Raw genomic sequence first — 24546 nt, forward strand, 5'->3', positions numbered from 1 at the left:
GAGAACCGGACAATTTCTGGTCTTCAGGTGCACGGCACCGGACGGTGCAGGGTGACCGCGACCGGTCAGGAGGTGGTCGGCTCCGGGTCGTACCAGCCGTCGCGCTCCTCGGCGAGCGCACGGAAGCGGTCGCGCAGCCCGCCCTCAACGGCGCCCGTCTCGTCGGCGACCATCTCCTCACGCACGAGGACGGCCCATTCCGCGTCCTCGGCGTCGTCATCTCCCGCGTGCGCGACGCGGATGACGCGAACCTCGGTGAAGCCCTCGTCGCCCAGCTCGGACGCCACCTCGTCGGCGGTCTCACGCTCGGGGAACAGCAGCAGGTGGTCGCTCACGAGCCGAGCGTATGCCGTCCGCCCACCGTGTCCCGACGGCTCGCTCAGGGGCGCCAGAGGACGAGGGCCTGGGAGGCCGAGCCGCCGGGGCGGCGGCGCGGCCGCTCCCCGAGCCGGCTCGCGAGGATCTCGCCCCCGGGGCCCACGGAGAACACGCGCGAGCCGTGGTCGGTGGCGGCCCGGAGCCGCTCGACCTCGATGGTCAGCTCCTTGACACGATGCCGCAGCGCGTCGACATGGTTCTCGAGCTCGAGGATCCGGGCGATGCCGGCCAGGCTGACGCCCTCCTCCTGCGAGAGCCGCTGGACCTGACGGAGCAGCTCGACGTCACGCGCGGAGTAGCGGCGGCCGCCACCTCGGGTACGCGAGGGAGTGACGAGCCCGAGCCGGTCGTACTGGCGCAGCGTCTGGGCGTGCATCCCGGCGAGCTCGGCCGCGACCGAGATGACGAAGACGGCAGCGTCGTCATCCGGTCGCGGCATGCTCGGGCGGGTGGCCACGGTCAGGCCTTCGCCTGCTCGGCCAGCGCCGCCCTCGGGTCGCCGTCGGCCTCTGCCCGAAGCACCTCGACGGCCTCACGGGCCCTGTCCGAGAGGGTCTCCGGCACGACCACCTGCACCTTGGCGAGCAGGTCCCCGGTGCCGGCCTTGCCGGCGACGCCCCGGCCCTTGACGCGCAGCACGCGCCCCGAGGGGGTGCCGGGGGCGATGCGCACCTTGACGGTGGAGCCGTCGAGCGTGGGCACCGGGACGGTGGCGCCGAGCGCAGCCTCCGCGAACGTCACCGGCAGGTCGACCGTGAGGTGGTCGCCCTCCCGGCCGAACACCGGGTGCTTCTGGACGCCCACGGTGAGGATGAGGTCACCGGCGCCGGCGCCGGGCTCTCCCGGCTGGCCCTTGCCGCGCAGGCGGATCTTCTGGCCGTCCTTGACCCCGGCGGGGATCCGCGCGGTGATGGTGCGCCCCTCGGCAGTGCGCAGCGTGACGGTGGAGCCTTCCACGGCGTCGCGGAAGGGCAGGGTCGTCGTGGCCTGGACGTCGGCGCCCTTGCGGGGACCGCGGGGGGCGCCGTAGCCGGCATACCCGGCCTGGCCCGGCCGGGCGGCACCGCCGGCCGCACCACCGAACATCTGCGACAGCAGGTCGTTGATGTCGGCGTCCCCGCCACCGGGGTACCCGCCGTAGGACGAGCCGCCACCGGTGTCGAAGCGCACGCCGGAGCCACCGCCGCCCCCGAAGGCGCTGAAGATGTCCTCGAAGCCGCCGTTGCCGCCCGGGCCGCCGGCACGGAAGCGCGCACCGCCGTGCGCCATCTGGCGGATGGCGTCGTACTCCTCGCGCTGCTTGGGGTCCGACAGCACGGCGTGCGCCTCGCCGATGTCCTTGAACTTCTGCTCGGCCGCCGCGTCACCGGGGTTCTTGTCCGGGTGGTGCGTCCGGGCGAGCTTGCGGTAGGCCTTCTTGACCGTGGCGGCATCCGCGTCCTTGGACACGCCGAGGATCGCGTAGAAGTCCTTCTCGAACCAGTCCTGGCTCGCCATCAGCGCCTCCTTTCAGGCATCGTATGCCGTTGTGTCACAACGACCCTCACTCAGGGTCGGCGACGGCCACCCGTGCGGGACGGAGGACCTGGTCACCGGTGCGGTACCCCGGCTGGAGAACCTGCACGACGGTGGTGCTCGTCGCGTCGGTCGGCAGCTCGGGGTTCGAGGCGTCCCACGCGGCGTGCATGAGGGCCTCGTGGTGCATCGGGTCGAAGACCTCGCCGACCGCGCCGAAGCGGACCAGGCCGAACTTGCCGAGGCTGGCCTCGAGCTTGTCGGCGATGGCCGCGAACGGGCCGTCGGTCAGGTCGCCGTGCTGACGCGCGAGCTGGATGTCGTCGAGGACCGGCAGGACAGACTCGAGGACGTCGCGCACCGCGCGCTCCTGCACGCTGGCCCGGTCGCGGTCGACCCGGCGCTTGTAGTTGACGTACTCCGCGTTGAGCCGCTGGAGGTCGTCGAGGCGCTGGGCCGCGAGCGCGGTGTCGGGGTGGTCCGCGGAGGCGGGCTCGCCCGCGGGGGCGGTGGCCCCGGCCTGCGCCGGAGACACCTCCTCACCGTCGTTGACCGACTCGGTGTTGATCGAGTCCTCGCCCTGCTCGGCGTCGTCGACGACCTCACCGTCGAGGACGTCGTCCTCGAGCGGCTGCGGGTCACCGGGCACGTCGCCCTGCCGGAAGACTTCGGTCACTTCTTCTCCTCGTCGTCCTCGACGACCTCGGCGTCGACGACGTCGTCGTCGGAGGCCGTGCCGTCGTCGGTCGGGGTCGAGCCGTCGGAGGCCTGGCCGGCGTCGCCGGACTCGCCCTGCTCGGCCGAGGCGGCATAGAGCGCCGCGCCCATCTTCTGCGACTCCTCGTTGAGGGTGTCGATCTTGGCCTGGATCTCGTCACGCGACAGCGTGGACCCGGGCTTGATCGCCTCCTTGAGGTCCGCGAGCGCGGTGTCGACGGGGGCGCGCTGGTCATCGCTCAGCTTGTCGCCGGACTCGCTGAGGAACTTCTCGGTCGAGAAGACCAACGACTCCGCGAGGTTGCGGGTCTCGGTCTCCTCGCGACGCTTCCTGTCCTCGTCGGCGTGCGCCTCGGCGTCCTTGACCATCCGCTCGATCTCCTCCTTGGACAGCGCGCTGCCACCCGAGATGGTGATCTTCTGCTCCTTGCCGGTGCCGCGGTCCTTGGCCGTCACGTGGACGATGCCGTTGGCGTCGATGTCGAAGGTGACCTCGACCTGCGGGACGCCGCGCGGGGCGGGGGCGATGCCGGAGAGCTCGAAGGTGCCGAGCGCCTTGTTCTGCTGCGCGATCTCGCGCTCACCCTGGAAGACCTGGATGAGCACGCTCGGCTGGTTGTCCTCGGCGGTCGAGAACACCTCGGAGCGCTTGGTCGGGATGGCGGTGTTGCGCTCGATGAGCTTGGTGAAGAGCCCGCCCTTGGTCTCGATGCCCAGGCTCAGCGGCGTGACGTCGATGAGGAGGACGTCCTTGCGCTCACCCTTGAGGACACCGGCCTGGAGCGCGGCGCCGAGCGCCACGACCTCGTCGGGGTTGACGCCCTTGTTGGGCTCCTTGCCCCCGGTGAGCTCCTTCACGAGAGCCGTCACGGACGGCATACGGGTGGAGCCACCGACGAGCACGACGTGGTCGATGTCGGCCAGGTCGATGCCGGCGTCCTTGATGACGTTCTGGAAGGGCTGCTTGGTGCGGTCGAGCAGGTCCTTGGTCATCTGCTCGAACTGCGCCCGGGTGAGGTTCTCGTCGAGGTGGATCGGGCCGTTCTCGCTCATCGAGAGGTACTGCAGCGAGAGGTTGGTGCTGCTCGCGGACGAGAGCTCCTTCTTGGCCTGCTCGGCGGCGTCACGCAGGCGCTGCATCGCGATCTTGTCCTTGGACAGGTCGACGCCGGTGTTGTTCTTCACCGTGGTGAGCAGGTGCTGGACGATGCGGTCGTCCCAGTCGTCGCCACCGAGCTGGTTGTCACCGCTCGTCGCGCGCACCTGGATGGTGGAGAAGCCGTCCTCCGGGTCCTTGCCGACCTCGAGGAGGGAGACGTCGAAGGTGCCACCACCGAGGTCGAAGACGAGGATGAGCTCGTCCTCCTTGCCCTTGTCGAGGCCGTAGGCGAGGGCCGCGGCGGTCGGCTCGTTGACGATGCGCAGGACGTTGAGGCCCGCGATCTCGCCGGCCTCCTTGGTGGCCTGGCGCTCGGCGTCGTCGAAGTAGGCGGGGACGGTGATGACGGCGTCGGTGACGGGCTCGCCGAGGTAGGACTCCGCGTCGCGCTTGAGCTTCTGGAGCGTGCGGGCGCTGATCTCCTGGGCGGTGTACTTCTTGCCGTCGATGTCCTCGCTCGTCCAGCCGGTGCCGATGTGGCGCTTGACCGAGCGCAGGGTGCGGTCGGCGTTGGTCACGGCCTGGCGCTTCGCGATCTCGCCGACGAGGACCTCACCGCCCTTGGTGAAGGCGACGACCGACGGGGTGGTGCGGCCGCCCTCGGCGTTCGCGATGATCGTGGGCTCGCCACCCTCGAGGACGGCGACGGCGGAGTTGGTGGTTCCGAGGTCGATACCGACTGCACGGGCCATGGGTCTGTCTCCTTGCGTTGAGCTGCGGTTGAGTTGCTTCCACTCAAGTTAGGAGCCGGTATGCCGGTTGGCAAATCCGCGCGTCCAAACTTGCGTTCACCTGACTCAACTTCTGCCACGCTGCCGTTGTTCCCACGGCGAAGACGCGTTGTCGGTGGGGAGCCCTACCGTTCTCGGCATGGCAGAGGAGAGCACCACGCGGCACCTGAGGGTGGTCCCTGCCGCCGCACGCCCGGCCGACGTGGGCGCCGAGGAGCCGACCCGCGAGGCGTACTGGGCACGGGTCCGGGCGCTGCGTGCCGAGCGGGACCGCGTGCGCGCCGGCTGACTCCTCCGGGCGGCAGGTTTCTCGAGTCCCTGCACTCCGTGGCATGGGGGAGGACGCCGGAGCCCGCCCCCGAACGCATCAAGGCCGGGGCGATGATGATGGTCGGGCCCTGCGGGGTACCACCCGGCCGACCCCACGACTTCACGACGAAGGGACCCCTCACGATGTCTGCGACCGAGCACCTCCTGCTCGACCCCGGGTGGCGCGACGGCGTGCGGAGCGTCAACGGCGTCGACCTGCACGTCGTCGAGGCCGGGGACGAGGGCGACCCGGTGCTGCTCCTGCTCCACGGCTTCCCGGAGTTCTGGTGGGGCTGGCGCCACCAGATCACGGCTCTGGCCGACGCGGGCCACCACGTCGTCGTGCCCGACTTGCGGGGCTACAACACCAGCTCGGCGCCCCAGCAGGTGGACGCCTACCGGCTCGACGTCCTCGCGGCGGACGTGCTCGCGCTCGCCGACGCCTACGGCGCGGACCGCGTTGACGTCGTCGGCCACGACTGGGGTGCGGTGATCGGCTGGGAGTTCGCGGCGCGCCACCCCGAGCGGCTTCACCGCCTGGTCGTGCTCGACGGGCCACACCCCGACACGATGCTGCGACAGGTCCTCGCGCACCCCACCCAGGGACTGCGCAGCGCGTATGCCGGCCTGTTCCAGCTGCCGAGGCTGCCCGAGGTCGCGCTGCGCGCGTTCGGTTTCGCCAGCCTGCGCGCGGCGATGCAACGGTCAGCCCGGCCGGGCACCTTCGAGCCGGGGGCCCTCGACCGGTATGCCGCGGCCTGGTCGCGTCCCGGTTCGCTGACCGCGATGCTCAACTACTACCGGGCCCTCCGGTCGAGGCGGCCGGGGTCGTCGCCGTCGCGCGTCACGCGGCCCACGCTCATCCTCTGGGGCGAGCACGACGACTTCCTCGAGGGTCACGTCGCCCGCGCGTCGCTCGAGCGCTGCGACGACGGGCGGCTCGTCGTCATCGAGGACGCCGGCCACTGGCTCCACCTCGAGCAGCCCGACCTCGTCACCACCGAGATCCTCCTGTTCCTGGCGCGCACCGACGACTGACGGGTCAGGTCCCGTCCCCCCGCATGTCCACCGCGTGCGCGACCTTGGTGCGGCGATGTCGGTGGCGACCGCTCCCAGTCACCAGTCCCCGTGTGCGACGTCAGGCCCGCTGCAGGAGGCCGGCGATGGCCGAGCTCGCCGCGAGCTGGCCTGCCGCCGACGCCATGACGACCGACGCCATCGGCATCGGGAACGCCGCGAGGTGGGCCATGTCACCGGCCGCCAGGACACCCGGGAGGCTCGTCCGCCCGAACTCGTCGACCCGTACCGCGCCGGAGGGGTTGAGCTCCAGCCCGAGCTGCTCGGCGAACGGGGCCGACTGGTGCAGCGTCGGACCGACGAAGAGCACCGCGACGTCCTCGGTCGATCCGTCGTCGAGGGTGACCCGCAGGCCCGACCCGTGCCGCTCGACCGCGGTCATCCGGGCCGCGACCACCGGGGCGGTGAGCGTCACGCCCTCGGGGACCTGCTGACCCTCCTCGAAGACGACGAACTCGCCCGCGACAGGGCCCAGCAGACCTGTGAGGTGCCCGGCGGCCGCCGCTCCGACGACGCCGATGCGCTGCCCGGTGAACTCGAACCCGTGGCAGAGCGGGCACTGCGCGGCGAGGTCGCCCCACACCTCCCGCAGGCCGGGCACGGGCGGCAGCTCGTCCCGCACCCCGGTGGCGAGCACGACGGCATACGCGGTCACGACGTCTCCACCGGCGAGGGTGAGCCGGAAGGCGTCGCCGTCACGTTCGACCGTCGCGACCCGCTCCTCGCGCACCGTGACGGTGTCGTATGCCGCGAGCTCCCGTCGCGCCGCCGCGCGGAAGTCGGCGGGCGGCGTGCCGTCGTGGGTGAGGACGTTGTGCATGTGGCTGACCGTCGCGTTGCGGTAGGTGCCGTCGTCGAAGACGGTGACCTGCCGGCGGACGCGACCGGCGGTGAGGGCGGCCTGGAGCCCGGCGGGGCCGCCGCCGATGATGGCGATGTCAGGATGCTGGGTGGTGGTCATGCTCCGAGGATGAACCTTCAGGTGGACCTGAAGGCAAGCGCTGCGACGGCTCAGTCGGGTGGCCGCGCTGCCGGACCTCCCCGACCGGTCGTGCGGGGCTGCTCGTAGCCACCCTCCGGGGGCACCATCTCGGCCCGGACGCCCAGGAGACGGATCGGGCGGTCGTCATCGAGCCCGTGGAGCAGGTCGAGGGCCGTGGCGGCGATGACGGCCGGGTCCCACGTCGGTTCGGCGAGCTTGCGGATGCGCGTCGTCGTGAAGAACGGCGCGAAGCGGACCTTGAGGTGGACCCGGGCGCACGGCCGGCCCTCGCGGCGGAGGTCCTCGACGACCTGCGCCGACAGCGAGGTGATGGCCGCCTCGACCTCGGCGGCGTCGGTGAGGTTGCTCTGGTAGGTCGTCTCGCGGCCGTGGGCCCGGGCCACCCACGGGGTGTCGTCGATGCGCGTCGCGCCGAGACCACGGCCGAGCCGGCCGTAGTGGGGCCCCATCCGGGGACCGAACTCCGCGGCGAGCACCTCGTCGGAAGCGTCGGCCAGCTGGCGCACGGTCACGTACCCGTGCGAGGCGAGCCGGGCGGCGATCCGGTTGCCGACTCCCCACAGCGCGGTGGTCGGCCGCTCCCCCATCACCTCGAACCAGTTGTCCCGCGTGAGGACGAACGTGCCGCGCGGCTTGCCGAAGTCGGTGGCGATCTTGGCCCGCACCGTGGTGTCACCGACACCCACCGAGCAGTGCAGTCGCGATGCCTCGAGCACCTCGGCCCGGATCGCGTCCGCGTGGGCGACGGCCTCGGCGACGTCGGCGCTCTCGGTCTCGATGCCGACGAAGGCCTCGTCCCACCCGAGGACCTGCACGACGGCTCCGGGATGGGCGCGGACCGCCTCCATGACCACGGCAGACGCCTCGTCGTAGGTCGGCGCGTCCACCGGCAGGAACACCGCGTCGGGGCACTTGCGCACGGCGAGCTTGAGCGGCATGCCGGAGTGGACGCCGAAGGCGCGCGCCTCGTAGGACGCGGTCGAGACGACCGCCCGCTCCGTCGGGTCGCCCCGGCCGCCGACGACGAGGGGCAGACCCGCCAGCTCCGGGCGACGGAGGATCTCGACCGCAGCGAGGAACTGGTCGAGGTCGACGTGGAGAACCCAGCGGGCCATGGCGCCAGTGTGCCGCCAACCAGTACGTTCAGGGGGACATGAAGGTGACGACCGGCGACTGGACCATCAGCGAGCTCGCGAGCCGCTTCGACCTGCCCACGCACGTGCTGCGCCACTGGGAGTCGATCGGCCTGCTCGAGCCGCGACGCGACCCGTCGGGCTACCGCCGCTACGGCCACGACGAGCTCGTGCGGATCGCCATCATCCAGCGCAACAAGCTCGCCGGCATGACCCTCGAGCAGATCCGGGTGCTGCTCGACGCCGAGGCCCGCGACCGGCACGAGGTGCTCGAGGGCCACCTGCGCGACCTGGAGGAGCGGATGCTCGCGCTGGAGCGCTCGCGGGAGATGACGGAGCACGCCCTGCGGTGCCGCGCGCACGACATCACCGCCTGTCCCCGTTTCGTCGCTGCAGTGGAGGACCTCGTGAAGGGGCGCAGCCACCCGGCGCTGCGGGGGCGTGCCGGTGCGTGACCTCGTCGTCGTGGGCGGCGGCATCGTCGGCCTCGCCACGGCATACGAGGTCCTGCGACGCCGACCCGGCGCGGACCTCCTCGTCGTCGAGAAGGAGACCGGGGTCGCCCGGCACCAGACCGGGCACAACAGCGGCGTGATCCACGCCGGGGTCTACTACGCACCCGGCAGCCTCAAGGCCCGCTTCTGCACCGAGGGCGCGGCGCGCACACGGGAGTACTGCACCGAGAAGGGAATCCCGTTCGTCGACACGGGCAAGCTCGTCGTGGCGACCACTCCGGTGGAGGTCGACCGGCTCGGCGACCTCACCGACCGGGCGCGGGCCAACGGGTTGCACGTCACGCCGCTGACGGCCGGCGAGCTCCGCGAGCGGGAGCCGCACGTCACCGGCCTGGCCGCCCTGCACGTCCACGCCACCGGGATCACCGACTACGTCGCCGTGTCGAAGGCGCTGGCCGCGGACGTCGAGCGCGCCGGCGGGACGGTGCGCACCGGTACCCGGGTCGTGCAGGTCGACGAGACGACCGACGCCGTCGCCCTCGGCCTCGACCGGGGCGGCTGGCGGACGACGGAGTCCGCGAGGCAGGTCGTCGTCTGTGGCGGGCTGCAGGCCGACCGCCTCGCCGCCCTGTCCGGCCTCAACTCCGGACCCGACGCGTTCCGGATCGTGCCGTTCCGCGGTGAGTACCACCGCCTGCCCGCGTCACGGAACGGCCTCGTCGACACCCTCGTCTATCCCGTGCCGGACCCGGACCTGCCCTTCCTCGGCGTCCACCTCACCCTCACGGTCGACGGAGGGGTCACCGTGGGGCCCAACGCCGTGCTGGGCTTCAGCCGGGAGGGCTACCGCAAGGGCTCGCTCGACCTGCGCGACGTCGCGTCCTACGCGCGCTTCCCCGGCATGTGGCAGGTGGCCCGGCGGCACTGGCGCACCGGCATCGAGGAGCAGCGCGACTCGCTCAGCCGGGCCGGCTACCTGCGGCTCGTGCAGCGCTACTGCCCCGAGCTCACCGTCGACGACCTGCTGCCCGAGCCGGCCGGCATCCGCGCCCAGGCGGTGCTGCGCGACGGCACGCTGGTCCACGACTTCCTGTTGCGGCGGACCGACCGCACCGTGCACGTGTGCAACGCACCCTCCCCCGCCGCCACCTCCGCCTTCCCGATCGCGCGCCACCTCATGAACCTGATCGCGTCATGACGCATCGTGTTCGCTTGTGGCAGAACCGAATTCGCGCTCTCTCGGCTTGAAGCTGGAACTCTTGTTCGATAGATTTGTCCCATGGAAGCCAGCGCCGGAGCCGCCACCCTCGAGGGTCGGTACGCCGCTCTGTGCGAGGGCGCTGCCGAGCTGAGCACGGATGAGCTCCTCGACGTCATCGAGCTCGCGCAACGGGAGAAGGACGCCGCCTCCGCCCGGCAGGCCGTCGCGCTGGCGCACCTGTCCGCCCGCGAGTCCCACCTGTGCGAGGACGGCACCAGCGTCGAGGTCCACCACGGTCTGGGGCACCAGCGGCTGGATGCGCCCGAGCTCGCGGCCCCCCCGGATCGGGTGCTCGGTGCACGTCGCCTCTCACCGGGTCCTGACGGCGATCCGGCAGCTGACCCGCACTCCCGACGTCGTCGAGGCCATGGCCTGCGGTGAGCTCGACGAGCACCGCGCCGCGGCCGTCACCGAGGAGACCGAGTTCCTCAGCGACGAGTCCGCCGCCGAGGTCGTCGACCGGGTCAAGGAGCACTGGGCCGGGCTGACCATGGGGCCGCTGCGCCGGTTCGTGGCTCGCACCGCCGCGCAGGTCGACCCCGAGGCGGCTGCCAAGGAGGCCGAGGACGAGCGCGAACGCCGGGGACTGACCCGCCGCACCGGCACCCACGGCACCGACCACTGGCGCGGCGACTTCACCGTCGAGCACGCCCGTGGCGCCTGGGCCGCCGTCACCGAACGCGCCCGCCGGCTCGTGCGTGAGGGCCGCGCCGAGACGCTGCAGCAGGCCCGCGCCGACGCGATGATGGAGCTCATCCTCGGACACTGCGACGTCAAGGTCGTCATCCACACCACCCGCGCCGCCGGCACCGACGACGAGCACGAGCCCGCCGCTCCCGACTCACGCCCGGCAGAGTGCAAGGACCTTGTCGAGGTCGGCGGACTCGCGGCGCCCGGGACCACGTTCGTGCCCCGCGACTGGCTCGATGGCGCCGACACCCGGGCGAGACGTGCCGGAGGCCCTCGCCTCCGGCCGCACGAGACCGGTACGCACCCGGACCGCCGAAGGACCCACCGAGACGTACCGCATCCCTGCAGCCATGGCCCGCCTCGTGCGCCTGCGCGACGGCTCCTGCCGCTTCCCGGGCTGCTCCACTCCGGCCCGCCAGTGCGACCTGGACCACGTCCGCGCCTGGCCCGCCGGTCCCACCGCACCGGCCAACCTCATGTCCTTGTGCCGGCGCCACCACCGGATCAAGCAACGACCCGGTTGGAGAGCTCGCATTCACCCCGACGCCACCGTCATCTGGACCGACCCCACGGGTCGCCGGCTCACGACCCGTCCCCTCGACCACCTCCACCTCGTCACCGCGTGCGGCACCCGGGACACGCCTGGCGCGGCGACCGACCCCATGCATGGCACCAGCCTCACCGATGCCCTCGACCGGATGCAGACTCTGCCGTCGACGTTCGAGGAGCAGCTCCACGCATGGCTCGACAACGACTCCCGCCACCCCCTCCGCGCCCGACCCCACGTCTGGGCCGCCGACGGCACCCTCCAGTCCGGACCACCACCCCACGTCGACCTCGACACCGCAACCGGGCCCCTCAGCCTGCGCGGACCCGGCGTCACCGTCGTCCTCGACCACCCACCGCCTTCACCGGCACCGGACGTCATCCCGTTCTGACCAGAGGTCCCCAGCGGCGGCCTCGGACAGCCGAGACCGCCGGTGACCTGGTCACGAATCGGCCACCCGTGCCGCGCCTTCCGAGGCTCGGAGCCGCACGGGTGGACGATGTCGGGCAAACCAGAGAACGGGAGCAACGACATGGCAGCCAGCACCCGGCGACGATGCGTGACGGCGGCCGTCGCGGCGGTCCTCACCGGCGTCCTCACGGCCTGCGCCGGCGTCAGCTGGACCCCTGACGGCGCGACGGCAGCAGGGCTCGGCGGCAGCGGACCGCAGAGCTCACGCTCCGTCCCGACGGCGCTCCCGAGCCCGGACGCCAGCACCACCAGCAACCCCACCATCGCGCCGGCGCCCGTGCGACCCACTCCCGCGACCACACCGACGCATCCACCCCTGCCGACGCCATCGACCCCCCGCGCGCGGACGACGCCGACCCCCAGGACCAAGCCCACGCCCACCTCCAGGCCGAAGCCGAAGCCCTCGGTCACCTCCAGCCCGAAGCCGACGCGCAGTGCACCGCTCGTCCACGAGGACCTCCGCCCCGGCGACCGCGGGCCCGAGGTCCTCGCAGTGCAGAAGCGCCTGTCGACCCTCGGCTACTGGATGGGCGAGCCCGACGGCCACTTCGGCTCGCTCACCCAGCAGGCCGTGTGGGCGCTGCAGAAGTCGGCAGGCATCTCCCGCGACGGCACGGTCGGACCGCGGACCCAGCGCGCGCTCGACGACGGCGTGCGTCCCCGGACCCGGCTCGCCGGCGACGGTGTAGACGTCGATGTGGACCGGCAGATCCTCATGGTCGTGCGCGGTGGCGAGGTCCGGTACACCCTCAACACGAGCACCGGCGGCGGCTACGAGTACGTGCAGAAGGACGGCGACACCGTCGTGGCCCGCACTCCCCGGGGCACCTTCCGGGTCGGTTACACCGTCGACGGCCGGGACGAGGGGTTCCTCGGCGAGATGTGGCGACCCCGCTACTTCAACGGCGGGTATGCCGTGCACGGCTCCCCGTCGATCCCGCCCTATCCCGCGTCGCACGGGTGCGCTCGCGTGAGCAACGCGGCGATGAACATGATCTGGGCGCAGGACCACATGCCGGTGGGGTCGACGGTCCTCGTCCGTTGAGGCAACCCCCGCGCCGTGTCAGCGGTGCGCGGGCGCCTCGACCGTGCTCGCCTCGCGGGGGAGGGTCTCGCGCGCCCGCGACCAAGGGATCGTCGCTGCCAGGCTGAGCAGCCCCGTCACCCCGAAGGCCAGCGCGTAGCTGCCCGAGTCCACGAGGGCGCCGGCGAGGATCGGACCGATGATGGCGCCGGCGTCGGCCGACATCTGGAACGCCGCCAGGGCCGGGCCGCCGTTGCGGTCACGGCCGATGACGTCGGCCATGCTCGCCTGCTGCGCGGGGTTGAGCGCGCCGGACCCGAGGCCAGCGATGATGGAGAAGGCGACGAGCACCGGGAAGGTCGTCGCGAGGCCGGTGGCGATCGTCGCGACGCCGGCGACGGCGAGCCCGCCGATGATGAACGGTCGCCGCCCCACCCGGTCGCTGAGCCGTCCGGCGACGTTCATGCCGACCGCGTTGCCCCCGGCGTAGATCGCGAGGACGGCGCCTGCCAACCACGGCTCCTTGCCGATGTTGGCCGCGACGAAGAGCGGGATGATCGCGTTGCGCACCCCGAAGTTGGCCCACCCGTTGGCGAACGCGGACACCAGGCCGGCCCGGTAGGCGCTGTCCTGGAGCCCCTCCCGCGCGGTCATGACCGGGAGCACGGGTGCGTCGGCCGGCGGCCGCAACGCGCTGCCGCTGATGAAGACCGCGACGAGAGCAGCGGCGACGACGAGCGCCGCGGCATACGCGAGGAAGGGCACGCGCAGACCGAGTCCGCCGAGCGCACCACCGACGGCTGGGCCGCCGATGCCGCCGATGAGGAAGGCGGAGCCGTAGGCCGAGGACACCCGGCCACGGATCTCGGGGGGCGCCAGCCGGACGATGAGCGCGGTCGCCGAGATCGTGAACATCACCGAGCCGACACCACCGAGGCCGCGGAAGACGAGCAGCTGCCAGTAGCTCTGGGCGAAGGCCGTCGCCGCGGTGGACGCCGCGACGATGAGCAGCCCCGCGAGGTAGATGGGGCGCTCGCCGAGCCGGACGATGAGGCTGCCGCCCGCGGGCGCGAAGACGAGACGGAAGAAGGCGAAGACGCTGACGACGATGGCGCTCGCCGTCGCCCCGACGCCGAAGCTCTGCGCGAACTGCGGAAGCACGGGCGTGATGAGCCCGAAGCCGAGGGCGATGACGAACGCCGAGGCCACCAGGACCCAGATCTCGCGAGGGATGCGGACGCGCTCGACTCGCGTGGAGGTGGTGGAGGCCATGAGACAGACAAGTATGCCGTCGGCCCCCGACATTCCCCCAGCGCTCAGCCGAGGGCCACGGCGACGGCGATCGGCACGAGTCCCCCGAGGACGACGAGGGTGTCTGCGAGGCGCCACGGCGCGGCCGCGAACCAGGTCCGCCGCGACGCCGACGCGAACCCCCGGGCGTCCATAGCCACGGCGAGGTCTGCCGCCATTCGCAGGGTGCGGACGAGCAGCCCGAACGTCATGGTGGCGAGGGCGCGGACCAGGGCCACCGGCCGCCTCGTGTCGAGGCCGAGGCCGCGCACCCGCCGGGCCACCGTGATCTCGGACCAGACCTCACCGAAGGTGTGCACCCGCTGGAGAGCCGCGGCGAGCGCGACGACGGGACGCGCCGGCAGACGCAGCCGTTGGGCGAGGTGGTCACCGAGACGGTCCGGGTCGACGAGCGGCAGCAGGACCGCAGACGGGAGCACGATGATGAGCACCCGCATGGCTGCCGTGGTGGCCGTCGTCGTGTCGTGCCCGCCGAGCAGCCACGTCGACCACCCGACCGAGAGCGCGCCGAGCACGCCGGGCAGCATCCGCAGCACGACGCGTCTGGCCCTCCCCCCCGGGCGCGGCCCGGATCCGGGACCGGCCCACAGGGCCACCGTCGCCAGCACCGCCTGCACGGCGATGACGACGAGCGAGGTGCGCCAGTGGCCGGGGACGACGCCCGCCGGGATGGCGACGAGCGCGCCGAGCAGGAGGGCCAGCGGGCCGGCGTGTGCGGCGAGCACGCGACGCGGCTGCTCCGGCGCCGGCTCCGTGGGCGGGGGCGAGAGCTCCACCACCGTGTGCGCCCGGCCGATGAGGGACTCGTCGTGGGTCGACACGACCACCGCTCCCCCGGCCTCGCGGTAGGCGGTGAGCAGTCCGACCACGGCCGCCCAGGTGTGCCGGTCCTGCCCGACCGTGGGCTCGTCGGCGAGGAGCAGCGGTGGCAGGTGGAGCACGGACGACGCGATGGCGAGCCGCCGCTGCTCGCCCCCGGAGAGCTCGCGCGGGTCGGCGGCCTCGAGGTGCCCGAGCCCGAGGTCCGCGAGCAGGGTGCGGGCGAGCGCGACCCTCTCGACCGAGTCCTCACCCAGGGCGCGGCTCGCGACGAGCACCTCGTCGAGGACGGTGCGCCCGACGATCGTCGAGCTCGACCACTGCGGGACCCACCCCAGGCGCGCGGCCACCTCGGTCGTCGACAGGTCGCTGACCGGCCGGCCGTCGGCGGTCACCGCACCGGTCGCCGGCTCCAGCGCCCCCGCAAGACCCAGCAGCACCGTCGACTTGCCCGAGCCGCTCGGTCCGACGAGGGCGGTGGCGCTGCCCGGCTCGGGCGCCAGTGGAACGTCGAGCCGCGCGGCGGTGCGGGTGCGCACCGACCCGTCGACGAGCCGGACCGTGCGCTCGATGGTCAGGGGCGTGGCCGACACCGCCTGCGCGCGGTCCAGGGGCGCACCGACTCCGAGCGCCGCGGGCGCACGCGGGGTCGGCGTCGGCGCTCCCGGCACCCAGATGCCCATGTCGAGCAGCCGCTGCCGCTCGTCGCGCAGGACGTGGCGCACGGACCCGTCGGCGACGAGCGCACCCGACTCGTCGAGGACGAGCATCCGCTCGACGAGGTGGACCCACGGACCGAGGACGTGCTCGACGACGACGGCGGTGACCGGGTGTGCCGCCAGCGTGCCTTCCACGCTGTCGCGCACCTGGGCGGCGTGGCCGGGGTCGAGCATGGCCGTGGGCTCGTCGAGGAGGAGCACGCTCGGGTGCAGTGCGAGGGCACCGGCGAGCGCGAGGCGCTGGGTCTCCCCGCCCGACAACGCCGACGTCGGGGTGTCGTGCGGCGTCACCAGCCCCACGGCGGCCAGCGAGGTCGTGACGGAGGCCGGCATGTCGCCGCGCGGCATCCCGACGTTCTCGAGCCCGAAGGCGACGTCGCGTCCGACCGTGGCGGCCACCACCCCGGCACCCGGCTCCTGCAGGACCAGCCCGACCTCACCGGCGCGGGCGCCGGGCGCGTGCCCGTCGATGGTGACCGTCCCGCTCAGCTCCCCCGCGTCGGCGGTCTCGAGCAGACCGGCAACCGCCCGCAGCAGGGTCGACTTGCCCGAGCCCGACGGGCCGACGAGGAGGACGCGCTCACCCGGGCGCAGGGTGAGCGAGACCTCGCGCAGCACCGGCTCGCGTCGGCCGAACGGGCGCCAGGTCACCCCGTCCAGGACGACGTGGCCGCCCGTCGCCCGGACGGGGTCCCGGGATGGTGTCGCGGCCACGGACGGCTCCGCGTCCGCTGAGGTGGCGGACACGTCAGACGGCGCGAGTCTCGCGGTGCTCCTGGCCGGGTGGGAAGGCGTTGAGCGCACCCGCCGCCGCGAGGGCCCGAGTGAGCAGCCAGCCACCCGCTCCGGCGACGACCGCACCCGAGAGCGCGAGCACGCCGGCATACGCGAGCTTCCACGCGAGCGACCAGTCCTGGATCCACGTGAACGACTCGTAGGTCGCAGCGAACGGACCGGCCAGGGCGCCGGCGAGCACCGCGGCGGCGATCCCGAAGGCGCGGTAGCCGAGGAGGGCGAACGCGAGCTCGGTGCCGAGGCCCTGGACGATGCCGGACACGAGGGTGGTCGCGCCCCACTCCGTGCCGGGGACCATCGAGACCAGGGCCGCGACGACCTCGCAGAACAGCGCGGCGCCCGGTCGCCGGACGACGAGCCCGCCGACGACACCGGCAAGGAACCAGGGGCCCGCGAAGAGACCCCCCAGCGGGGCGAACCCGAAGGTGATGGCGCTCAGTGGGCCGGTGTAGAACACGCCCCAGCCCCAGAACGCGATGCCGAGCGCCGCGCCGAGGAACGCGATCGTGAGGATGTCGACGGTCCGCCAGCCCAGGAGCGGGCGGGTCGCGAGGATGCTTCGGGTGCGAGCTGCGCCCGGTGCCCCGGTGGTGGCGTCGGCGGGGGCCGACGCGTCGGTCTGTGCTGCCATGACTTCTTCTCCCGTGGTCTCCGGCGCTGGGCCGTTGGATACCTCGGGGAGGGGCTCCGGGGGGCGCTGTCGGCGCTCCTCGGTTTCCCTGAGAACTCGACTCCCTACGCCGGTGCGAACCGGATCAGGTGTGAGGGTCTGCGGTTGCCCGCACTCTCAGCGCCGGAGCGCTCCCCTGTCGTTGACGAGAGTCACCCTACTCCTCACGTGTGGCAAGGTGGAACGAGGTGGACCGGGACGAGCACTGCTCGTCCGTCACGACGAGCGAACTGGAGAGATCGATGGGCAGCATGGTGTGGAAGATCCTCGGGACCGGCTCGGCGATCGTCGCGGGGATCGCGGCGACCAAGGTGGCCGACCAGATCTGGCAGAAGGCCGGCCGGGACTCGAGCCTGGACCCCAAGGACCCGGACTCGCCGATCTGGGAGGCGCTGGCTTATGCCGCGCTCACCGGTCTCGCGGCCGGCGTCGCCCGCACGATGGCGACGCGCAAGGCGGCGACGTTCTACGCGAAGTCGGCCGGTCACAAGCCGCAGGAGATCATCGACCGCGACATGTGAGCCTCAGCCCAGGGCCGTCGCGATCGGGACGCCGGCGCGGTAGGCGAGGTGCAGGTGGCTCGGCGCATCGAGAACCGCGAGGTCCGCAGGACCTCCCACCTCGATCCGCCCGATGTCGCTGCGCCGCAACGCCTGGGCACCCCCGGCCGTGGCGGCCCACACCGCCTCGCCGGGGGTCATCCCCATCTCGCGGACCGCGAGGGCGATGACGAACGGCATGGAGCTGGAGTAGCACGTGCCCGGGTTGCAGTCGGTCGCCAGCGCCACCGACACCCCGGCGTCGAGCAGCCGGCGCCCGTCCGGATACGGCGAACGGGTCGAGAACTCCACCCCGGGCAGGAGCGTGGCCACGGTGGTGCCCGAGGCCGCCGCGAGCGCGTCGACGTCGGCGTCGCCGAGGAAGGTGCAGTGGTCGACGCTGGCCGCCTCGAGCTCGACGGCGAGCTGCACGCCCGGTCCGGGCCCGAGCTGGTTGCCGTGAACCCGCAGCCCCAGACCGGCACGGGCCGCAGCCGTGAGGACCGCTCGTGACTCGTCCTCGGTGAAGGCGTGCTCGGAGGCCGGCTCGCAGAAGACGTCGGCCCACCTCGCGTGCGGCGCGCAGGCCTCCAGCATGGGACCGGTGACGAGGTCGACGTATGCCGCCCGCTCACCCCGCGCCTCCGGTGGCACGACGTGGGCGCCGAGGAAGGTCGTCTCGCTCGTGAGCTCGCCCGCGATGCGTAACGCTCTCGCCTCGTCCGCCACGGTGAGGCCGTAGCCGCTCTTGATCTCGACCGTCGTCGTCCCCTGGGCGCGCATCTCGGCCACCCGGCGACCGACGAGCTCGCGTAGCCGGTCGTCCGAGGCCTCTCGGGTCGCCGCCACCGACACCCCGATGCCGCCGCCGTCGTAGCGCTCCCCTGCCATCCGGGCCGCGAACTCGCCGGCCCGGTCGCCGTCGAAGACGAGGTGGCTGTGGCTGTCGACGAAGCCCGGGAGCACCGCGCGACCGCCGAGGTCGACGAGGTCGTCCGCGTCCGGGACGGACGCCGAGTCGCCGATCCACGCGACCCGGCCGTCCTCCACCACGAGCGCGGCCCCGGCCCGCAGACCGAGGCCGGCGTGGCCCGTCCCGTCGCACGTGACGAGCTCACCGATGCCGGTGTAGGCGGTGGACCGGGTCCCTGCCGCGCTCACGTGGAGGACCGCACGGCGAGGATCGACTCCGCCACGACGTCGTCCACCGGGCCGAGGTCGTGCACGCCGCCGGAGACGACCCGGCGACCGCCGACGACGACGTCGGTGACATCAGCACCGGTTGCGCCGAAGATGATCTGCGAGAGCGCCACCCCGCTCGTGCGCCGGCTGTCGGTCCGCACGGCGACGAGGTCTCCGAGGGCCCCCACCGCGATCCGGCCGCCGTCCCACCCCAGGCTCGCGTAGCCGGCGGTGGTCCCCATCTCGAGCAGCTCGGCGGTCGGGAAGCGTCCGCGCTCGTGGCTCTTGAGGCGTTCGTGCATCTCGATGCCGCGCATCTCCTCGAACGGGTCGATGACGGCCTGCTGGTCCGAGCCGAGACTGAGCGACACGCCCTCGGCGGCGAGCTCGCACCCGGGGCCGATGCCGTCGGCGAGGTCGCGCTCGGTCGTCGGGCAGAAGCACGCACTCGCACCGGAGCGGCCCATGAGCTCGAGGTCGATGTCGGACAGGTGCGTGGCGTGCACGGCGGTGAACCCCTGGCCGAGCAGCCCCGTGTCGGCGAGGTGCTCGACCGGGCTCGCGCCGTAGACCATCTCGGTCGTGAGGTTCTCGCCGATCTGCTCGCTCACGTGGGCGTGGACGGGGCGGTCCCCGACGACCGTCGCCAGCTCGGCCAGCTGGTCGCGCGTGAGCGCCCGCACCGAGTGCGCCGCCGCCCCGATGCGCAGGAGGTCGGTGTCGCGCAGCGCCTCGACCCGCTCGGCCCAGGCCTGCACCGAGCCGTCCGAGAAGCGGGTCTGGACCTCGTCGAGCGGCAGGTGCCCGCTGGAGGAGAGCCCACCGGAGAGGTAGCAGGCGTCGAGGAGCGTCAGCCGGATGCCGGCCTCCTCGGCGGCCGCCGTGAGCGCCTCGCCCATGGCGTTGGGGTTGGCGTAGCGCTGCCCGCCGGGGCCGTGGTGCAGGTAGTGGAACTCCCCGACGACGGTGTAGCCGGCAGCGAGCATCTCGGTGAACACCCCTCTCGCGAGCGCGAAGGAGGTGTCCGGGTCGAGCTGGGCCGTGACGGCATACATCTGCTGGCGCCACGTCCAGAAGTTGCCGCCGGCACCGTGCGTGCGTCCACGCAGCATCCGGTGGAAGGCGTGGCTGTGCGCGTTCGCGAAGCCGGGGAGGACGAGTCCGCGCAGCCGGACGTCGTCGTCACGCTGCTGGGTGCCGGGGGTCACCTCGGTGATGCGCCCGTCGGTCACGGCGACCCGCACGCCACGGTGGACCTTGTCGGGCAGCTGGGCGTGCTCGCACCAGTAACTGGTCACGTCCTCGCCCCGGCGAGGTCGGTGAGGACGGTGACGAGCGCGTCCACCCCGGCATGGCAGTCCTCGGACGTCGCGAACTCCTCGGGCGAGTGCGAGATGCCGGTCGGGTTGCGCACGAACAGCATGGCGGTCGGGACACCGGCGTTGGCGAGGATCCCTGCGTCGTGACCCGCTCCGGTCCCGATGACGGGTATGCCGCCCAGCCGGGTCGCGAGACGCCTCACCAGCGCGGGGTCGAACGGGGTGGGACCGGTCCACGAGTCCTCGACGACGAGGCCGTCGAAGTCGGCGACCACCTCGGTGACGTCGTCCACGAGCGCCCGGACGGCGGCCTGGTCGACGCCGCGGGCGTCGAGCCAGCCGGTCACCTCGCTCGCGATGGCGTTGACGCCGCCGGGGGTGACGGCGACCTTGCCCACGGTGGCGACGCAGCCGTGGGCCTGTGCGGCGCGACGGGCGGCGATGACCGCCGCGGCGAAGCCGAGCATCGCGTCGTCGCGGTCCTCGAGCCGGGTCGTGCCGGCGTGGTTGGCCTCACCGAGCGTGCGGATGCGCCAGCGGCCGTGGGGCCAGATGTCGCTGCCGACGGCGACGGGGGCGTCGACGTCGACGAGGTGTCGGCCCTGCTCGACGTGCAGCTCGACGAAGGCGCCCACGCGACGCACGGTGGCGGCGTCGGGGCCGAGGTCCTCGGGGTCCCGGCCGGCGGTGCGGATCGCCTCCGCCATCGAGATCCCGGCACCGTCGGTGAGGGACCTCGCGCGCTCGGCGGTCATCGCGCCGGTGAGGACGCGCGAGCCGGCACACGCCACCCCGAAGCGGGCACCCTCCTCGTCGACGAAGTTGACGACCCCGATGGGACGGTCGGGCTCGAAGGCCTTCTCGCGCAGGGCGTCCAGCGCGGCGAACGCGGAGACGACGCCCAGGGGCCCGTCGAAGGCGCCGCCGTCGGGGACCGAGTCCAGGTGCGAGCCGGTGACGACACCCGGCGTCCCGGCGGTGACCGCGGCGTCGGGGTCGCCCCACCACGCCCACTGGTTGCCGACGCGGTCGACGGTGACGTCGAGGCCCCGCTGCTGCGCCTCGCCGACGAACCACTCGCGCAGGGTGTGGTCCTCGCGGGTCCAGGCGAAGCGGTGGTAGCCCCCCGTGCGCCCGTCCCGGCCGACCGCACCGAGGTCCCGCCACATCGCGTCGAACGTCACCGCTGCCTCCTCCGTCCTCGTCACCGGACCTGCCGCCCCCATTCCACACCCCCGAGGGCCTGCCGGCGCGACGCCGCGGCGCATCGGTGTCTGGCATCCGAGACCTCGGTGGCGTCAGGCGAGGGACGGGACGGCCCTAGAGTCGGGGCATGACCGACACCAGGAGTGAGGCGGCGGAGACCGAGGGCGCCCGCCGGGCCCGTGAGGCGCTGGAGGCGAGCGGGATCGAGCACCGGATCCTCGTCTCCACCGAGCGGGCCCGGTCGCTGGTCGAGGCGGCCGCGCAGCGGGGCATCGAGCCGCGTGACATCGTCAAGACGCTCGTCGTGCGACGGGGCTCCGGGGACTACGTCTTCGTGCTCGTGCCCGGCGACCGGGAGATCTCGTGGCCCAAGCTGCGCACCCACCTCGGGGTCAACCGACTCTCGATGCCACCGGCCGACAAGGCCCAGGAGGCGACCGGCTACGAACGCGGGACCATCACGCCCTTCGGGTCGAGCACGGCCTGGCCCGTCATCGCCGACGCCACGGTGCCCGGGCGCACGATCTCGATGGGCGCCGGGGCGCACGGGACCTCCGTGACGCTGGCCGCGGACGACGTCGTGCGGGTCCTCGACGCGGACGTCGTGGACGTCACCGACCCCGCCGAGACCGACGGGGCCTGAGGCGGTCGGGCGTCAGGCGCTGGCGGCGAGGACGTCCTTGACGAGGTTCGCCGGCAGGTAGTCGTAGCGGGCGAACCGCCGCGTGAACGTGCCCGTGCCGTGCGAGACCGACCTCAGGTCGATCGGGTAGTGGGACAGCTCGAGGGCGGGGATCTCGGCGTGGATGACCGTGCGCCCCTCGTGGGCCGCCGGCTCGGTGCCGTGCACCTGCCCGCGGCGGCCGCGCAGGTCGGCGAGCGTCGAGCCCACGGACTCGTCGGCGACGTCGATGTCCACGGCGTCGATCGGCTCCAGCATGGCGACGGTGTTCTCGTTGGCCGCCTGTCGCAGCGCCAGCCCGGCCGCGGTCTGGAAGGCCATGTCGGAGGAGTCGACGGAGTGCGACTTGCCGTCGACCAGCGTGACCCGGACGTCGACGGCGGGGTAGCCGGCGAGCACACCCTTCTCGAGCTGGGCACGCACGCCCTTCTCGACGGAGGCGATGTACTGGCGGGGGACGGCGCCGCCCACCACCTTGTCGACGAACTCGATTCCGGCACCTCGGGGCAACGGCTCGATGCGCAGGCGGCACACGGCGTACTGCCCGTGGCCGCCGGACTGCTTCACCTGGCGGCCCTCGGCCTCGCACGGCCCGACGAAGGTCTCGCGCAGCGCGGTCCGCAGGGGCTCGGCCTCCACCGGCAGGTGGTGCCGCTCCTCGAGCGCGCGGGTGAGCAGGACGACGTGGGCCGGACCCATGGTCCAGAGGACGACCTGGTGGGTCTCGGGGTTGAGGTCGAGGCGCATCGTCACGTCCTCGGAGACGAGCGACTGCAGGACCGTGGCCAGCTTGTCCTCGTCACCCTTGCTGCGTGCGTGGATCGCCACGGGCAGGAGGGGTTCAGGCAGCAGCCAGGGCTCCACGAGCGCGGGCCTGCCGGGCGAGGAGAGGGTGTCGGTCGTCTCCGCAGCGGCGAGCCGGGCCACGAGGACGAGGTCTCCGGCGATGGCCTGCGGCTTGGGCCGGGAGTCGTCGCCGAGCGGGGCGGCCAGCGCACCGACCCGGTCGAGGTCGGTGTCGTGGTCGTCGTGGCCGCCCAGTCGCTCCCCGGCGAACTGCTGGAGGTGACCGGACACGTGCACCGGGTCGTCCGGTCGCAGGGTGCCCGAAAAGATGCGCACGAGCGACTGCCGCCCGACGAAGGGGTCGCTCGCCGTCCGCACGACCTCGGCCACGAGGGGCCCGTCAGGGTCGCAGGGGACGGCCCCGAAGTCACCTCCGTTGGTCCGGAACACGCGAGGCGGCTCGACGTCCACGGGTGAGGGCAGTCCCTGCTCGACGAGGTCGAGGAGCTCCTCGATGCCGACCCCGCTCGTCGCGTGGGTGGGAAGCACCGGGAAGAAGCGCCCCGTGGCGACAGCGGCGTGCAGGTCGGCACGCAGGCTCTCGAGGTCGACCTCCTCCCCCTCGAGGTAGCGCTCGAGGAGGGTGTCGTCGTCCGACTCCTCGATGATCGCCTCGACGAGGTCGGCGTGCCGCTCGCCCAGCAGGTCGACGAGACCGGTGACGGTGCTGCCCGGCCCGTCCGGCTGGACCGGCCGCGCGAGTGGCTGGGCGTCACCGAACCTCCGGCGCAGGGTGGCCACCGTCTCGTCGAAGTCTCCCCGCGCCTGCTCGAGCCGGGTCACCGCGACGGCGCGCGGCATACCGACCGCATCGCACTCGCGCCAGAGCATGCGGGTGGACTCGTCCACACCGTCCGCACCCGAGACGACGAAGAGGGCGGCATCCGCCGCCCTCAGCCCTGCTCGCACCTCGCCCACGAAGTCGGGGTTGCCCGGCGTGTCGAGGAGGTTGACCACCACCTCGCCACTGGCGAAGCTGGCCGCCACCAGGCCCGTCGAGGAGGTCCGATCGGCCTCCCTCGGTCGCCGGCCCTCGACCCGCGCGGCGACGAGGTGGTCGAAGAGCGTGCTCTTGCCGGCGCCCGGTGGGCCCACGAGCACGACGTTGCGGAGCTGGCGGGCAGAGGCGGGGACGGGGGCGTCGTCAGCGCTCGAGGTGCGGCTCATGCCCTCACCCTGCTCCCGTCCGGCGCCACCTGACAAGGCACGATGGCCGTGGTCCGAGCAGCCTGCCCGACGCCGACGAGGCGTACCGTCGGAAGGGCGAAACCGCACCATCCGCACGACCGCAGCGACGGAGCAGCGATGAGAGGGAACCCGAGACCGGTCGTGGACAGGGTCGCCGGCTGGCTGGACGGCTCGGACCCACGGACCACGCGGCGGGTGAGCTGGGGTGCCGTCGCGGCGATCGCCATCGCGCTCGCCTGGCCCACGCCCGCGTCCGACGGCAGCCAGCGGCACCCGACTGGCCGGCCGAGCGTGGCCGCGCCGGCGCAGGGCCCCGCCGTCGCGACTGATGCCGACCCGGCCTGCGCGGCCGGGGCCGGCCCGTCGGCACCTCGGCCCGCCGGGCTGGCGCGGTACTCGACCGGACAGGTGGGGGCATCCGGGGTCGTGGAGTCGACCCGCTGGGGGGTCGCCGGGAGCCGCGGCCTCTGGGGCGTGGCCGAGGTCGCCGACTGCGGTGCGGTCCGGCTGGACGCGGTCTGGTTCGGGCCCACGGGCCAGAAGCACCGCTACCGGATCAGCCCGCCGGGACAGCCCGAGATCGGCGTCGTCGCCAACAGCCTCGACGGTGCGATCTCGGTCTACGGCGTGCGGGCGCTGGTGGGCGGAGGGTTCACCGCGACGCTGCACATCAGCACGGACTGGGGCCTCACGTGGCAGGAGCGCGAGGTGCCACCGTCCGCGGAGGAGGACGTGCGTGCAGGTGCCCTGCCGGCGCAGTGGAGGCAGTGGCCCACGGCAGCGGGCTGAGGACGACCGGG

Annotated in this window: 24 protein-coding genes, 1 pseudogene and 1 riboswitch; of the genes and pseudogenes, 11 read left to right on the top strand and 14 right to left on the bottom strand. The window is 73.1% G+C overall.

Annotation, left to right across the window (positions count from 1 at the left end; translation table 11 throughout):
* Positions 1-65: 65 nt before the first annotated feature.
* The 5 genes from ACOJV9_RS14980 to dnaK are packed head-to-tail and all read right to left on the bottom strand — an operon-like array spanning position 66 to position 4461.
* Positions 66-335 (bottom strand): hypothetical protein, encoded by a 270-nt coding sequence (locus ACOJV9_RS14980; protein ID WP_420186026.1) that lies wholly within the window; start codon positions 333-335, stop codon positions 66-68.
* Between the two features lie 44 nt (positions 336-379).
* Positions 380-817 carry a heat shock protein transcriptional repressor HspR gene (locus ACOJV9_RS14985; RefSeq protein ID WP_420186094.1) on the bottom strand — a complete coding sequence of 146 codons (438 nt, stop codon included), beginning with the start codon at positions 815-817 and terminating at the stop codon, positions 380-382.
* 20 nt (positions 818-837) lie between these two features.
* The gene (locus ACOJV9_RS14990; protein WP_420186027.1) at positions 838-1875 is read right to left on the bottom strand and encodes a DnaJ C-terminal domain-containing protein; all 1038 of its coding nucleotides are present in this window, start codon (positions 1873-1875) and stop codon (positions 838-840) included.
* A 46-nt stretch (positions 1876-1921) separates the two neighbouring features.
* Positions 1922-2569 carry a nucleotide exchange factor GrpE gene (gene grpE, locus ACOJV9_RS14995; protein ID WP_420186028.1) on the bottom strand — a complete coding sequence of 216 codons (648 nt, stop codon included), beginning with the start codon at positions 2567-2569 and terminating at the stop codon, positions 1922-1924.
* Positions 2566-4461: a molecular chaperone DnaK gene (gene dnaK / locus ACOJV9_RS15000; protein WP_420186029.1), complete on the bottom strand. Its 1896-nt coding sequence runs from the start codon at positions 4459-4461 to the stop codon at positions 2566-2568. Before dnaK ends, grpE begins: the two co-directional genes overlap by 4 nt.
* A 178-nt stretch (positions 4462-4639) precedes the next feature.
* Here dnaK and ACOJV9_RS15005 point away from each other — a divergent pair, with 178 nt between their 5' ends.
* Together ACOJV9_RS15005 and ACOJV9_RS15010 are read left to right on the top strand one after the other, a co-directional pair.
* The gene (locus ACOJV9_RS15005; RefSeq protein ID WP_420186030.1) at positions 4640-4789 is read left to right on the top strand and encodes a hypothetical protein; all 150 of its coding nucleotides are present in this window, start codon (positions 4640-4642) and stop codon (positions 4787-4789) included.
* A 164-nt stretch (positions 4790-4953) separates the two neighbouring features.
* Positions 4954-5847 (top strand): alpha/beta fold hydrolase, encoded by an 894-nt coding sequence (locus tag ACOJV9_RS15010; protein ID WP_420186031.1) that lies wholly within the window; start codon positions 4954-4956, stop codon positions 5845-5847.
* Positions 5848-5947: 100 nt separating this feature from the next.
* Here ACOJV9_RS15010 and ACOJV9_RS15015 read toward each other — a convergent pair whose 3' ends face one another.
* Both ACOJV9_RS15015 and ACOJV9_RS15020 read right to left on the bottom strand, forming a co-directional pair.
* Positions 5948-6847 (bottom strand): NAD(P)/FAD-dependent oxidoreductase, encoded by a 900-nt coding sequence (locus ACOJV9_RS15015; protein WP_420186032.1) that lies wholly within the window; start codon positions 6845-6847, stop codon positions 5948-5950.
* Positions 6848-6897: 50 nt separating this feature from the next.
* Positions 6898-8004 (bottom strand): DNA polymerase IV, encoded by a 1107-nt coding sequence (locus tag ACOJV9_RS15020; protein WP_420186033.1) that lies wholly within the window; start codon positions 8002-8004, stop codon positions 6898-6900.
* Between the two features lie 38 nt (positions 8005-8042).
* On the opposite strand from ACOJV9_RS15020, the gene ACOJV9_RS15025 reads away from it, so the two are divergent.
* The 6 genes and pseudogenes from ACOJV9_RS15025 to ACOJV9_RS15050 all read left to right on the top strand — a co-directional run bounded on the left by ACOJV9_RS15025 (position 8043) and on the right by ACOJV9_RS15050 (position 12491).
* Positions 8043-8477: a MerR family transcriptional regulator gene (locus ACOJV9_RS15025; protein WP_420186034.1), complete on the top strand. Its 435-nt coding sequence runs from the start codon at positions 8043-8045 to the stop codon at positions 8475-8477.
* Positions 8470-9675: an L-2-hydroxyglutarate oxidase gene (lhgO, locus tag ACOJV9_RS15030; protein ID WP_420186035.1), complete on the top strand. Its 1206-nt coding sequence runs from the start codon at positions 8470-8472 to the stop codon at positions 9673-9675. The genes ACOJV9_RS15025 and lhgO overlap by 8 nt, the downstream gene beginning before the upstream one ends.
* An 81-nt stretch (positions 9676-9756) precedes the next feature.
* A complete protein-coding gene (locus ACOJV9_RS15035) occupies positions 9757-10119 on the top strand; it encodes a hypothetical protein (protein ID WP_420186036.1) in 363 nt (120 codons plus the stop codon).
* Positions 10034-10450: pseudogene (locus tag ACOJV9_RS15040) on the top strand (DUF222 domain-containing protein); the annotation flags it as partial. The gene ACOJV9_RS15035 and the pseudogene ACOJV9_RS15040, both read left to right, overlap by 86 nt.
* A 214-nt stretch (positions 10451-10664) precedes the next feature.
* Complete coding sequence (locus tag ACOJV9_RS15045; protein ID WP_420186096.1) at positions 10665-11366, top strand: HNH endonuclease signature motif containing protein; 702 nt, start codon at positions 10665-10667, stop codon at positions 11364-11366.
* 141 nt (positions 11367-11507) lie between these two features.
* Complete coding sequence (locus tag ACOJV9_RS15050) at positions 11508-12491, top strand: L,D-transpeptidase family protein (protein WP_420186037.1); 984 nt, start codon at positions 11508-11510, stop codon at positions 12489-12491.
* Between the two features lie 18 nt (positions 12492-12509).
* On the opposite strand, the gene ACOJV9_RS15055 is transcribed toward ACOJV9_RS15050, so the two are convergent.
* From ACOJV9_RS15055 to ACOJV9_RS15065, 3 genes are read right to left on the bottom strand one after another with little or no spacing between them, the layout of a single operon-like run.
* On the bottom strand, positions 12510-13742 hold the full coding sequence (locus ACOJV9_RS15055) for an MFS transporter (RefSeq protein WP_420186038.1): 1233 nt from the start codon (positions 13740-13742) through the stop codon (positions 12510-12512).
* A gap of 44 nt (positions 13743-13786) precedes the next feature.
* Positions 13787-16033: an ATP-binding cassette domain-containing protein gene (locus ACOJV9_RS15060; RefSeq protein WP_420186039.1), complete on the bottom strand. Its 2247-nt coding sequence runs from the start codon at positions 16031-16033 to the stop codon at positions 13787-13789.
* A gap of 34 nt (positions 16034-16067) precedes the next feature.
* Positions 16068-16745, bottom strand: a complete 678-nt coding sequence (locus ACOJV9_RS15065) for an ECF transporter S component (RefSeq protein WP_420186040.1) — start codon at positions 16743-16745, stop codon at positions 16068-16070.
* Positions 16746-16829: 84 nt separating this feature from the next.
* A riboswitch (TPP riboswitch) is annotated at positions 16830-16932 on the bottom strand.
* 94 nt (positions 16933-17026) lie between these two features.
* Here ACOJV9_RS15065 and ACOJV9_RS15070 point away from each other — a divergent pair.
* Positions 17027-17305: a DUF4235 domain-containing protein gene (locus ACOJV9_RS15070; RefSeq protein ID WP_420186041.1), complete on the top strand. Its 279-nt coding sequence runs from the start codon at positions 17027-17029 to the stop codon at positions 17303-17305.
* A gap of 3 nt (positions 17306-17308) precedes the next feature.
* On the opposite strand, the gene hutI is transcribed toward ACOJV9_RS15070, so the two are convergent.
* The 3 genes from hutI to ACOJV9_RS15085 are packed head-to-tail and all read right to left on the bottom strand — an operon-like array spanning position 17309 to position 21050.
* Positions 17309-18484, bottom strand: coding sequence for an imidazolonepropionase (gene hutI, locus ACOJV9_RS15075; protein WP_420186042.1), 1176 nt, complete (start codon positions 18482-18484; stop codon positions 17309-17311).
* Positions 18481-19803, bottom strand: a complete 1323-nt coding sequence (locus ACOJV9_RS15080; RefSeq protein WP_420186043.1) for a formimidoylglutamate deiminase — start codon at positions 19801-19803, stop codon at positions 18481-18483. Before ACOJV9_RS15080 ends, hutI begins: the two co-directional genes overlap by 4 nt.
* Positions 19800-21050, bottom strand: a complete 1251-nt coding sequence (locus tag ACOJV9_RS15085; RefSeq protein WP_420186044.1) for an allantoate amidohydrolase — start codon at positions 21048-21050, stop codon at positions 19800-19802. The genes ACOJV9_RS15080 and ACOJV9_RS15085 overlap by 4 nt, the downstream gene beginning before the upstream one ends.
* 107 nt (positions 21051-21157) lie before the next feature.
* On the opposite strand from ACOJV9_RS15085, the gene ACOJV9_RS15090 reads away from it, so the two are divergent.
* Positions 21158-21673 (top strand): aminoacyl-tRNA deacylase, encoded by a 516-nt coding sequence (locus tag ACOJV9_RS15090; RefSeq protein ID WP_420186045.1) that lies wholly within the window; start codon positions 21158-21160, stop codon positions 21671-21673.
* Between the two features lie 12 nt (positions 21674-21685).
* On the opposite strand, the gene ACOJV9_RS15095 is transcribed toward ACOJV9_RS15090, so the two are convergent.
* On the bottom strand, positions 21686-23725 hold the full coding sequence (locus ACOJV9_RS15095) for an elongation factor G (RefSeq protein ID WP_420186046.1): 2040 nt from the start codon (positions 23723-23725) through the stop codon (positions 21686-21688).
* A gap of 162 nt (positions 23726-23887) precedes the next feature.
* On the opposite strand from ACOJV9_RS15095, the gene ACOJV9_RS15100 reads away from it, so the two are divergent.
* Positions 23888-24535, top strand: a complete 648-nt coding sequence (locus ACOJV9_RS15100; RefSeq protein WP_420186047.1) for a hypothetical protein — start codon at positions 23888-23890, stop codon at positions 24533-24535.
* The last annotated feature ends 11 nt before the right edge of the window (positions 24536-24546 follow it).

The organism is Knoellia terrae, from assembly GCF_048606435.1.
GTDB lineage: Bacteria > Actinomycetota > Actinomycetes > Actinomycetales > Dermatophilaceae > Knoellia > Knoellia terrae.